Consider the following 12,939-nt stretch of genomic DNA (forward strand, 5'->3'; position numbering starts at 1 on the left):
ATGCAAGGGTACAAACAAGGGGGATTTTTTATGAAACAAAAAATTGGTTTGATCCTAGGACCGTTGCTTTTCTTGATATTTTATTTTATTCCTGGACTTACTGGTCTAGATGACGCTCCTAGGGCTGTACTTGCTGTAACACTATTTGTTGCCACATGGTGGATTACAGAAGCGATTCCTATTCCAGCAACGTCGCTCATTCCACTCATTCTATTACCTTTAAGTGGTGGAACAGATGAGCAAGTGGCTGCAAGCGCTTATGCTGATCCGATAGTCTTTATGTATATGGGTGGTTTCATCATTGCTTTGGCAATTGAAAAATGGGACTTACATAAACGTATTGCAATGACGATTATCGCTATGATGGGATCTAATAGCAATCGTATTATTTTAGGTACCATGATTGCAACAGCATTTATATCGATGTGGATTTCTAATGCTGCAACAGCTTTAATGATGCTACCTATTGCATTAGCTTTAATACATGAAATTCAAAGCGCACAATTTTTAAAACCAGAGTCAGCACATAAATTCAGTAAAGCATTATTACTTACAGTCGCTTATTCCGCTTCTATTGGTGGTCTCGCAACTTTAATTGGTTCAGTACCAAATGCAGTGTTTGCAGCAATCGCTGCTTCAAGCTTAAATAGAACAGTTTCTTTTGCACAATGGATGATTTTTGCTTTACCTTTAACAATTATATTGCTTATCATATTATACTTGTTAATGACAAAATGGCTCTTTAAAATTGAAGATGCAGATAAAATTTCTTCTGACTTTGCCAAAAAAGCATTACGTGATTTAGGACCCATGAGTTTAGAAGAAAAATTAACCGGTGTTGTATTTCTATTTGTCAGTGTCTTATGGATCAGTGGTAGTCTTCTTCCAGCTAGTCTCCACTTATCTGATACCATTATTTCAATGACAGGCGCAGTGCTCTTATTTTTAATTCCTGCTAAGTCTCACAAAGGTGGATTACTTATTTGGGATGATATGAGCAAGCTCCCTTGGGGAATTTTACTATTGTTTGGTGGAGGGCTTTCATTAGCTGCTGCTTTTGAAGACTCTGGTCTAACAAAATGGTTTGGAGGTATGCTGGGTGTTGTAAAACCTTTACCCCTCATTTTAATTGTTATCGTGCTTACAACTGGGATCTTATTCCTTACTGAAGTGATGTCTAATACGGCTGTATCAAATATGTTAATGCCAATCAGTATTGGTTTTGCTGCAGCTATCAGCCAAGACCCTTTCATAATTATGGGTATCGTTGCAGTATCTTCGACTTGCGCTTTCATGTTGCCCATTTCAACACCACCAAATGCAGCTGTATTCAGTTCTGATGAATTAGAAATGAAAGATATGGTAAAAGCTGGATTTATATTAAATTTATTCACTATTATTGTCATATCATTATTTGTTTATTTCTGGTTACCGATTGCTTTTGGTCTCTAATTACAGTCGATGATTATATATTTTCATAAGTACGTCGTATACAACTAAGGTACGATGATATATAAATACTATGGACGCATGTCACATTCTGAATTTTCATATATAATATATGTATCATCATTAAAAGGAGTCATTACTTATGAAAACAATCATCAAAGGTGCAATAGCTGTCCTCTTGATATTAGGTGTTGTAAAAACATTTCAAGATCACGATATCGTAGCAGAAACTACAAATTATTATCAACAATTTAAAGAAGGAGAAATACTACAAAATATTGAAAATGTTAACTTTGACTCTTTGAAAAATATAAATGTCGATGACTTCATTCCTTCAGATTTCTTTTAGCAGTTTAGAACGTATGCATCAAACTTGATACCTTAGTTATAAATAAAAGGAATGCCTTTTAGATTTATCTGCTCATGTAGTCTATCAACTTTCAAAACATGGCTAGATCAAAACATTCTATGTTAAATATCATATGAACAATTCACGCTCAACTTTAAAAGACTTTACACATATTGCAAAACTACTTTCATTTTTCATATGGTTTTACAATCACTATAAAATATAACGAAACACTTTCATTAAATTCATGTTATTAAATGAATTTATATGAAAGTGTTTTTTATTAAAATAACTAGAAAGCACTATCAAAGTGTATATCTTTATGGAATATCAAATGATAATGCCTAATTACATATTTTCAATTTTGTTAAAAGAGAGAACGTCATACATGCATCACTAATTTAATGGTGTAAGCTTTGCAATCAATGTTATAGAAAAATATATTATTACGTTAAACCATCATAGCTAAGATGCCAACTATGCTTAAGAAGTAATATAATCACCACCATTTACATGAATGACTTGTCCTGTAATGTAAGAACTATCTGCATAAGACGCTAAAAATACGTATGATGGTGCAAGTTCTGCAGGTTGTCCACGACGACCCATAGGTGTTTCTCCACCTTGATGTGCTACTTTTTCATCTGAAAATGTAGCAGGTATTAAAGGTGTATATATAGGGCCAGGTGCAACAGCATTTACGCGTACGCCTTGTTCTATCAGACTCGTCGCTAATGATCTCGTAAACGCAACGATTGCCCCTTTAGTTGCTGAATAATCTATGAGATGCGCTGATCCTCTATAAGCGGTAACACTAGTAGTATTGATAATGGCATCACCGTTTTTTAAATGAGGCGCTGCTGCTTGAGATAAAAACATCATGCCAAAAATATTAGTTTCAAACGTTTCTTTCACTTGCTCTGGCGTAATTTCTTGAAAACTATCTTGCGGAAATTGAACACCACCATTATTCACTAAAATATTTAAGCCATCAAAATCTTTAACCACTTGATCAATTAATTTTTGAGATTCTGATACTACCTTTAAATCATGTGCATAAGCTTTAGCTTTCACGCCTATCTTTCTCAAATCATCCACTACTTTTTGAGCATCCTCATGTTCATCATAGTAACCAATGGCAACGTTCGCCCCTTCTTTTGCAAATAACATCGCTACAGAACGTCCAATACCAGAATCACCACCAGTAATTAGAGCAACTTTACCTGTTAATTTGCCACCACTTTTATATCCTTCCATTTCCGTTATAGGTTGTGGATCCATATCTTTTTGGATACCTGGTTGTTTATTTTGTGTATATCCTTTAATTTGCTTATGAAATTCTAATAAATTCATCATTATACCCCCATGTGTAATAATTCTATCGTGTACTACATACCACAAATAGACAACAACAAACATATTTAAAAAATGCTGTGAATAACGTCATATGTTCATAACTTAATCCACAGCATTTTATTTAAAATGATTTATTAAATTTTATATTGTTTAAATTGAGTGTTTTACTATTCGACTTGAATGTATAAAAGACATAATTGCAAATATACAATACACAATTGAATATACAATCATGACAATATAAACAGGTGTCATACTCGTTGCATTATAGAGTCCCATAAAAGCTTTTGCTGCAAAATATGCATGCATCAGTGATACAACTAAAGGTAAGCCAAAGTTGAAAATAACTTTTAAGCCTAGTCCTTTCAACATATCTTGATGCGTATAACCAATTTTTCTTAAAATACGAAAACTCGGTATTTCATCTTCAGTTTCGTCCATTTGTTTAATATAGATGATACATCCTGCTGCCACTAAAAATGAAGTTACAAATAATAAAATACCGACACTCTCGTTCATTTCTTGTTTTATCATACCTTGTGATTGGATGCTTGGTTCAATCGATTGTGCAATTTTCGTTGCTTTAGTCAAATCCGTATGATGTTTCAAATCATAACCATATTGCTTATTTGTCTCATTACTGCCCTGTTTAATTTCCTCATATTTGTCAGAGCTCACGAGTAATACGGGACCGCCATAACTTATTTCACTCATAAATGTCGCTTTGCTACTATCACCAATTACCTTAAATGTTTCTTTATCGCTATTCTTCAACTGAATCTCTTTATTTAAGTCATATTTTACTATTCCATTACCGGCTGCTAAATTAATCAATTTCGCTTTATTTCCAGTCACTGCTTTATCGTTAAAGTATTGGTTACTCGTTACAAATAAGCTATCCATGCGCCCCATATTGGATTTTTGAAATACTTGATCTTTTAATATGTCACCACGCACTACTTCTTTATAATCTTTTGTCACATCTATATCTGCTTGTTTTAATTTACTTTCAAATTGTTTTGCTTGTTTACTATCTGTAAAATTTAAATCATGGGGTGCCATTAACTCTGTATTTTCATCCATCGTTGATTTACTAATCGCACCAAAGCATAATACTGTTACGGTTACTGCTGAAATAGTTGCAATAATAGTTAATGATAAGGCATTTTTCTTCATTCTATGCATGATAGATGATGTAAACACTACATCAGTGATTGACACGTTACCTCTTTTTGAACGTTTTAACGTTTTAAATATAAGTGAAACAGAACTGCGGAAAAATAAATATGCACCTAATACCGTTAACAATAAAATGATAAATGGCGAATAGACGATCATATTGATGAACTTCCCAAACATTTCTGTAGAGATATAATAGCCAACACCAATCATCACAATACCTAATACACCAAAAATAATTTCCATCACAGTAATTTGAGACTTGGTTGCTTCCGTGCGTGCATTGTCATTCATCATCATTAAAATACTGCGTTTACGTAAAAATATAAAACTTTGTATTAGTATGAGTATAAATGACACAACAATAAGCATCAATGTTTGCATTACAGCTGGCAATTGAAACGCTAATGATACGCTCATATTAATGTCTAATACTTTGAGCACAATCATCAACAGTAATTTCGAACCAAATATACCTATAAGCATGCCAATCACACTCGTTAATAACAGCATCATCGCTTGCTCAATGACTAACATTCTCATGATGTTATTTCTTGTTAAACCAATCAATTGATACAGTGCAAATTCACTTGTTCTACGTTTAATAAAAAGTTGATTCGCATACATTAAAAATATAACAATAATAAAGAATAAAAATACTGCCCCAATTTCTGAACCTTTTTGAATTGTCTTTAATGATTGTTCATTATTAATACTGTCAGTGTATTTTAAAGTTACAAAACTAAAGTATAAAACGATACTGACAATTAAGGAAAATAAATACATGGCATAATGTCTAATATTTTTCCTTAAATTCTTGATGACGATTTGATTAAAATTCATTTGTCACACCACCTAAGGCAGTTTGCATGTGAATGATATTTTTATAAAATGCTTGATTGCTATCCTCACCTTGGTATATTTCAGAATGTATATCCCCATCTTTCAGCATGATGACACGATTTGAATAACTTGCTGCAACGGGATCGTGTGTGACCATAACGATAGTAGCATTTGTTTTTTGGTTTAACTCTTCCAAACGGTTCAATAGATCTTGTGCACTTTTTGAATCTAACGCACCTGTTGGTTCATCCGCAAAAATAATAGCTGGTTTATGTACTGAAGCTCTTGCTGCAGCAGTACGTTGTTGTTGTCCTCCAGATATTTCATTTGGATATTTATGACCCAATTCACTAATACCTAATGCTTGAGTAACTTCGTCATAATTTTGTTCTTTTTCTTGTTTAGATAATTTTTGAATAGATAGTGGTAACATAATATTTTCTTTAACAGTTAATGTATTAAGTACACTATAATTTTGGAAAATAAAACCTATTTCTTTTTTACGGAAGTCTGCTAATGCTTTATTACTCATTTTATTAATTTGATGACCATTAATTTCCACTGTACCACTCGTTATATAATCAATGGAACTGATCACATTAAGTAATGTCGTTTTACCAGAACCTGATGGTCCCATGATTGTTACAAATTCACCTTTTTCAATTGTAAAATCTATACCTTTTAGTACTTCTTGCTTTCTATGTTTATTGCCATAATTTTTCGTTAATCCTTCAACTTTTAGAATAGACATGTATTACACTCCTTCAATCACTTTACTTTTATTTATATTTTTATCATAGCGAATTTATTTAATTTCCTCGTTTGATTTTACTAACAAATACATAATTTCAAATAACAAAACTGTCACATTTTTATTTCGTAATAAATTATAATTTTTGAATTTTTTTGTTATAAAGTACTATAAACTTTTTTTATGCTATGTGCTATACTATTAAAATTGACTTTTAATAAAGGAGCACAAATTATGCTAAATAAATTAAAGAGAGAATGGCTCACTGCACCAGGAACAAATATATTAGCAGGCATTGTTGTGGCACTTGCATTAATTCCTGAAGCAATTTCATTCTCTATTATTGCAGGGGTAGATCCAATGGTCGGTTTATATGCATCATTTATCATCGCTGTCGTCATTTCATTTGTTGGAGGTAGACCCGCAATGATATCCGCCGCTACAGGTGCTGTCGCTTTAGTCATTGTGCCATTAGTACGCGATCATGGTATACAATATTTACTTGCTGCAACCATTTTAATGGGCATCATTCAAATCATCTTTGGTCTATTAAAAATAGGTAGACTGATGAAATTCATTCCAAACTCTGTGATGATTGGGTTTGTGAATGCACTAGCTATAATGATATTTATGACACAACTTAAACATATCTTTGGTATTTCATTACCTACATATTTATTTGTAATCATCACATTATTAATTATTTATTTATTACCTCGTGTGTTCAATCGTATACCTGCACCATTAATTGCTATCGTCGTATTAACGATCGTCTATTTAGTTACTGGTGTAGATGTTAAAACAGTTGGAGATTTAGGCGAAATCAAAAAAAGTTTACCGCATTTATTAATCCCCGATGTACCATTTAACATGGAAACTTTTAAAATTATATTCCCATATTCCATATCAATGGCAATTGTAGGTCTTATAGAAAGTTTATTAACGTCACGCATCGTCGATCAAGCGACTGATAGTTATAGTAATAAAAACCAAGAAGCTCGTGGACAAGGTATCGCAAACTTTATCACAGGCTTTTTCGGTGCAATGGGTGGTTGTGCTATGATTGGGCAATCGGTTATTAATGTGCGTTCAGGTGCAACCACACGTCTTTCCACATTTACAGCGGGTGTGTTTTTAATCATCTTGATTATGGTCTTTGGTGACTGGGTTGTTGAAATTCCAATGCCAATTTTGGCCGGCATTATGGTGATGGTTTCTGTAGGTACATTTAATTGGCAATCGTTTAAATTTATACAAAAAGCCCCACGTTCTGATGCATTTGTGATGATGCTAACGGTAGTTATCGTATTGTTCACAAGTAACCTAGCGCTCGGCGTCATCGTTGGCGTTATTGTCAGTGCATTATGTTTTGCTACAAAGATATCCAATGTCTCTGTTCAAAATGAGGAACGCGATCATCACATCTATTATAAAATTGAAGGTCAAATTTTCTTTGTATCTATCGATTCCTTAATGAACCAATTAGATTTAGAAATAAGCGATAAAACAATTTATCTCGATTTTAGCCAAGCACATTTATGGGATGATTCAGCTGTTAATGCAGTAGATACCTTGATAGAAAATTATAAAAAGAAAAACAATATGATTTATGTACAACATCTTAATAAAGACAGCCGTAAAATTGTTTCTGAACTCAGCAAAGTTAATCAGCAGCATCTAATATAACTTTGATTTAAATCATAAGCTAACATCACTTGTTACATACATACTGATGTTAGCTTATTTTATTCCAAACAAACACATTGACTTTTATACCTACAGGGGGTATATTAAATTTAACAGATGACATACAAATAACGATTCATTATAAATCTATGAAGCAAAAGGAGGCATTCACTGAGATGGATAACAACAAAAAAACGACATTAGGTATTACAGGTATGACTTGTGCTGCATGTGCGAACCGCATCGAAAAGAATTTAAATAAAATGGAAGATGTCAAAGCAAATGTCAATGTTACAACTGAGAAAGCAACGATTGAATATAATTCAGATAATACTTCACTAGATGCTTTAACTCAAAAAATTAAAGATACAGGTTATGATGTTGTCACTGAAAAAGCTGATTTAGATGTCATGGGTATGACTTGCGCCGCATGTTCAAATCGTATTGAAAAAGTACTTAACCGCACTGACGGTGTTGAACAAGCAAACGTCAACCTCACAACCGAAAATGCAACGATTAATTATAATCCAGAAGTGACATCTATAGATGAGTTGATAAAAAAAATACAAAACATCGGCTATGATGCAAAAACCAAAGCAGCTCCTTCAGAAAAAAATTCACGAAAAGCACAAGAGTTAAAAGGAAAGCGAAACAAATTAATTGTTTCAGCCATACTTTCTTTACCTTTACTATTGACGATGTTTATCCATTTATTCGGACTACCATTACCTAGTTTCTTAATGAATCCCTGGTTTCAATTCATATTAGCTACACCTGTTCAATTTATTATTGGTTGGCAGTTCTATGTAGGTGCTTATAAAAATCTGCGAAATGGTTCAGCCAATATGGATGTATTAGTCGCGTTAGGTACGAGTGCCGCATTCTTTTATAGTATTTATGAAATGATAAAATGGTTGAACCATACAAATGATACACCTCATCTGTATTTTGAAACGAGTGCTGTATTAATAACACTTATCTTATTCGGTAAATATTTAGAAAGCCGTGCCAAAACACAAACTACAAATGCTTTAAGCGAATTGTTAAGTTTACAAGCAAAAGAAGCACGTATAATCAGAAATGGCAAAGAACAAATGGTGCCACTAAGTGAAGTTGTTGTCGGAGATTATATCCAAGTAAAACCAGGAGAAAAAATACCAGTAGACGGACAAGTAATCAAAGGTATGACTGCGATAGACGAATCTATGTTAACTGGTGAATCTATCCCTGTTGAAAAAACATTAAACGATAATGTGATAGGATCAACAATGAATAAAAATGGTACCATTACAATAGAAGCAACGAAAGTAGGAAAAGACACTGCTTTATCTTCTATTATTAAAGTAGTCGAAGATGCTCAAGGTTCAAAAGCACCTATACAGCGTTTAGCTGATACGATTTCTGGCTACTTTGTCCCTATTGTCGTAGGTATTGCTATACTCACATTTATCATTTGGATTGCTTTTGCCCAAACTGGTCAATTCGAACCTGCACTTGTAGCAGCAATCGCTGTATTAGTGATAGCTTGTCCATGTGCATTAGGTCTCGCAACACCTACTTCAATTATGGTGGGCACTGGCAAGGCTGCTGAAAATGGTATTTTATTTAAAGGTGGCGAGCACATAGAACGTACACACCAAATTGATACAGTCGTTCTTGATAAAACAGGAACTATCACAAACGGTAAACCAATTGTGACGGACTTTGATGGTAATGATGAAACACTACAACTTTTAGCTAGTGCAGAAAAAGATTCTGAACATCCACTAGCTGAAGCAATCGTCAGTTATGCAAATGATAAAGGCATCGATTTATTAGAAACAACATCTTTCGAAGCAGTGCCAGGACACGGTATTCAAGCAATGATTCATAACCAAGACGTATTAGTCGGCACACGTAAATTCATGAAAGATGCTCATATTGATGTTTCAAAGTATGAAGATAATTTAGTCAAATATGAATACGAAGGTAAAACAGCAATGCTCATTGCTATTAATCAAACACTACAAGGTGTGATTGCCGTCGCCGATACAGTCAAAGATTCTGCCAATGAAGCGATTCAACAATTGCACGAATTAGGTATTTCCGTAACAATGCTTACAGGAGATAACGCGCGAACAGCACAAGCAATTGCTAAACAAGTAGGTATAGACGCTGTAATTGCAGAAGTATTACCAGAAGAAAAAGCTTCAAAAATCAAAGAACTTCAAGATAATGATAAAATTGTTGCTATGGTTGGAGATGGCGTTAATGACGCACCAGCACTAGTTCAAGCAGATATCGGTATTGCTATTGGAACAGGTACAGAAGTAGCAATAGAGGCAGCTGATGTTACAATTTTAGGCGGAGAATTATTATTAATTCCTAAAGCAATCAAAACCAGTAATTCAACGATAAGTAATATCAGACAAAACTTATTTTGGGCATTCGGCTATAACGTTGCTGGTATTCCTATCGCAGCTTTAGGTTTACTTGCACCTTGGGTAGCTGGCGCAGCAATGGCATTAAGCTCAGTAAGTGTGGTAACAAATTCACTCAGATTAAAACGAATGAAATTATAACGCAACTTTGTAATAATAATAATAATAAACATCCTTGATTTAAGGAGGTGATTCCTATGACAACAGAAACAATTAAAGTTGATGGCATGAGCTGTGATCATTGTAAACAGGCAGTAGAATCTGCACTTACAAATCTAGATGGCGTATCAACGGCTGATGTGAACCTTGATGCTGGTAATGTTGAAGTTGATTTTGACGATAATAAAGTTACAATGACAAGCATGAAAGATGCTATCGAAGATCAAGGCTATGATGCTAAATAACCTGCACATTCAAAAAATGAGGGCTGAGACGAAATCAAACGTCTTAGCCCTATTTTTATATTACATATTTAATTAACACGAAGCTTACTATCACCAGTATATATTACCTCTAATGTTGCATCTAGCGCATCTACAATAAGATTTTTTACAGCTGCATCTGTATAAAAAGCAATATGTGGAGATAGAATGACATCTTGTCGTTCTATCAATTCAATTAATATTGCATCATCTAATTGTGTATTGCGTTGATCACTTGGGAATAGCCCTTTCTCACCTTCATAAGTATCTAATGCTGCACCTATTATTTTCCCACTATTTAATGCATCTATAAGGGCTTTTGTATCAACAATCGTACCGCGCGCACAATTAATAAACACGGCACCTGTTTTCATTTCTGTAAATACTGCCTCATTAAACAAATATGTATTTTCCTTTGTCGCTGGAATATGTACAGTTACAATATCTGCATCTTTAATCGCCTCACTCATACTTTCTTTATATGTTAAATACGCTTCACATGAGACTTGAGGTTCAATATCATATGCTACTACTTCTGAACCAAAACCTTCTGCAAAAATCTTACCTACAATAGAACCAATACGACCTGTACCAATAACTGCAACTTTTAAATCTTTTATAGAACGTGACAAAATACTCGGTTGCCATCTAAAATCATATGCTGCAGTTTTATTTTGTATATCATTAAAATTTCTAATTAAATTTAATGCTTGAGACACAGTATATTCAGCGATAGAATGCGGAGAATAAGAAGGTACATTGGTTATAACTAGTTCATATTGCTTAGCTAACTCAAGATTATAACTATCAAAGCCAGCACTTCTCTGAGCAATTTGCTTAATACCATAATCATGTAATTTCTGATACACTACTTCATCTAATTCAATTTGTTGTGACAACGATACCCCATCAAAACCTTTAACACGATCTACTGTTTCCAAAGATAATATGTCACTATCTAAATCTACTTTCACCTGATGTTTTTCTGACCATTCATTAATAAAAGGGATATCTTCTTCTCTGACACCAAAAAGTTTAATGCTTTTCATTGATCATTTCACTCCTATTCTGCTTCATATAAATGTTTTAATAATTGAATGCGTTCTGCCGCTTCCATTAAGCTATCATCATCCACTGCTAATGAAATACGTACATAGTTCTGCCCATGTTCACCAAATGGAATACCTGGAGCAACTAAAATGGACTTTTCTTTTAATAAATATGTTTCAAAAGTTTCACCATCATAATGTTTAGGTGTTTTTAACCATAAAAATATGCCACCATTCATCGGTTCAAAAGGGATACCTGCTTCATTCAATTTAGCTGTAAACTTACCTCTTCGGACTTTAAATATTTCATTTTGACTCACAAGGAAATCATCATAATGATTTAAAGCAAATGTAGCCGCATCTTGCAGTGCACCAAACATACCAGCATGCGTATGTGTTTGATATTTTTTCAATGCTTGTATCATATCTTTATTCCCTACAGCAAAACCAACTCTAAAACCTGACATATTATATCCTTTTGATAAAGAAAACACTTCTATTGCTAAGTCTTTAGCACCCTTTGATTGTAAAATACTTGGATTTTTATAATCAAAGCCAAATGCACTGTAGGCAAAATCATGAACAATTTTAGTTTTTGTGCCTTGAAATTGTGCAATTGCTTTATCAAATACATCTTTTGTAGCAACTGAACCTGTAGGGTTATTTGGATAAGTTAGATAAACTAAGCGTGTATTCAATAAGACGTCTTTATCTATCATATGCCATTGTGGTAAATAATAAGGTGGCTTTAACACAAGTGGTTGTGGCTTAGCATCTGCCAACAATACACCTGCTAAATAATCTGTATAACCTGGATCGGGAAGCAGCACATTTTCACCCGGATTAACGATACATGTAGGCAAAGCGACTAAGCCGTTTTTCGTACCATATAGAATACAGACTTCTTCATCCTTATCTAATTCAACATCATATTGTCTTTTATAAAAATCGACGATTGCTTGTTTGAATGTTTCTTTCCCATGAAAAGCGACGTATTTTTGATTTTCAGGTTTATAGATGGCTTCTGCGTAGCAATCAAGGATACCTTTAGGCGTTGCGCCATCAGGTATACCTACGGCCATATTAATCAACGGTAATGGCCCGGGCTCTATTTTACGTCCCATCGTTTTACCAAAGTAACTATCCGGAATTTGTGATAACCGATCTGATATTACCATTAAAAGTCCTCCTTAAAATAAAAAACTATATGCCTCATAAGTGACATATAGCTCTCACATGACACTTATCTATCAAGTATTCCACTTGTTGAATGTAGCACAGTACTTATGATTATAGATAAGTCTGTTGCTGAAGTTTCAACGGGTCAAGTCCCTCCACTTCTCTGGATAAGTCACTTTATAATTAAATTAATATTAATTTTATCAGAATATTCTAACATGTCAATATAAAAAAAGAGTGACTCAAGCGAGTCACT

At 33.7% G+C, this 12,939-nt stretch carries 10 protein-coding genes and 1 riboswitch; of the genes, 5 read left to right on the plus strand and 5 right to left on the minus strand.

Annotated elements, in window-relative coordinates; all coding sequences use genetic code 11:
* The first annotated feature begins 30 nt into the window (after window positions 1–30).
* Both KA867_RS03695 and KA867_RS03700 read left to right on the plus strand, forming a co-directional pair.
* Window positions 31–1,452 carry an SLC13 family permease gene (locus KA867_RS03695; protein WP_107386269.1) on the plus strand — a complete coding sequence of 474 codons (1,422 nt, stop codon included), beginning with the start codon at window positions 31–33 and terminating at the stop codon, window positions 1,450–1,452.
* A gap of 139 nt (window positions 1,453–1,591) precedes the next feature.
* Complete coding sequence (locus tag KA867_RS03700; RefSeq protein WP_019469992.1) at window positions 1,592–1,798, plus strand: hypothetical protein; 207 nt, start codon at window positions 1,592–1,594, stop codon at window positions 1,796–1,798.
* A 483-nt stretch (window positions 1,799–2,281) separates the two neighbouring features.
* Here the strand turns inward: KA867_RS03700 and KA867_RS03705 are convergent, their stop codons facing one another.
* The 3 genes from KA867_RS03705 to KA867_RS03715 form a co-directional block, all read right to left on the minus strand.
* Window positions 2,282–3,151 carry an SDR family oxidoreductase gene (locus KA867_RS03705; protein ID WP_107384334.1) on the minus strand — a complete coding sequence of 290 codons (870 nt, stop codon included), beginning with the start codon at window positions 3,149–3,151 and terminating at the stop codon, window positions 2,282–2,284.
* 153 nt (window positions 3,152–3,304) lie between these two features.
* Window positions 3,305–5,176 (minus strand): FtsX-like permease family protein, encoded by a 1,872-nt coding sequence (locus tag KA867_RS03710; protein WP_210137058.1) that lies wholly within the window; start codon window positions 5,174–5,176, stop codon window positions 3,305–3,307.
* Entirely contained in the window at window positions 5,166–5,927 is a 762-nt protein-coding gene (locus KA867_RS03715) for an ABC transporter ATP-binding protein (protein ID WP_107384336.1), read from the minus strand. Before KA867_RS03715 ends, KA867_RS03710 begins: the two co-directional genes overlap by 11 nt.
* Window positions 5,928–6,161: 234 nt before the next feature.
* Here KA867_RS03715 and KA867_RS03720 point away from each other — a divergent pair, with 234 nt between their 5' ends.
* The 3 genes from KA867_RS03720 (at window position 6,162) to copZ (ending at window position 10,437) form a co-directional block, all read left to right on the plus strand.
* Window positions 6,162–7,613, plus strand: a complete 1,452-nt coding sequence (locus KA867_RS03720; protein WP_210137059.1) for a SulP family inorganic anion transporter — start codon at window positions 6,162–6,164, stop codon at window positions 7,611–7,613.
* Window positions 7,614–7,789: 176 nt separating this feature from the next.
* Window positions 7,790–10,174 carry a heavy metal translocating P-type ATPase gene (locus tag KA867_RS03725; RefSeq protein WP_210137060.1) on the plus strand — a complete coding sequence of 795 codons (2,385 nt, stop codon included), beginning with the start codon at window positions 7,790–7,792 and terminating at the stop codon, window positions 10,172–10,174.
* A gap of 56 nt (window positions 10,175–10,230) precedes the next feature.
* The gene (gene copZ, locus KA867_RS03730) at window positions 10,231–10,437 is read left to right on the plus strand and encodes a copper chaperone CopZ (protein ID WP_210137061.1); all 207 of its coding nucleotides are present in this window, start codon (window positions 10,231–10,233) and stop codon (window positions 10,435–10,437) included.
* Window positions 10,438–10,505: 68 nt separating this feature from the next.
* Here the strand turns inward: copZ and KA867_RS03735 are convergent, their stop codons facing one another.
* Window positions 10,506–11,504: a D-lactate dehydrogenase gene (locus KA867_RS03735; RefSeq protein ID WP_210137062.1), complete on the minus strand. Its 999-nt coding sequence runs from the start codon at window positions 11,502–11,504 to the stop codon at window positions 10,506–10,508.
* Between the two features lie 14 nt (window positions 11,505–11,518).
* Window positions 11,519–12,682: an aminotransferase class I/II-fold pyridoxal phosphate-dependent enzyme gene (locus KA867_RS03740; RefSeq protein ID WP_210137063.1), complete on the minus strand. Its 1,164-nt coding sequence runs from the start codon at window positions 12,680–12,682 to the stop codon at window positions 11,519–11,521.
* Between the two features lie 62 nt (window positions 12,683–12,744).
* Window positions 12,745–12,857, minus strand: a riboswitch (SAM riboswitch).
* Window positions 12,858–12,939 lie beyond the last annotated feature (82 nt).

Source organism: Staphylococcus sp. GDH8C109P (genome assembly GCF_017893405.1).
GTDB classification, from domain to species: Bacteria; Bacillota; Bacilli; order Staphylococcales; family Staphylococcaceae; genus Staphylococcus; species Staphylococcus cohnii.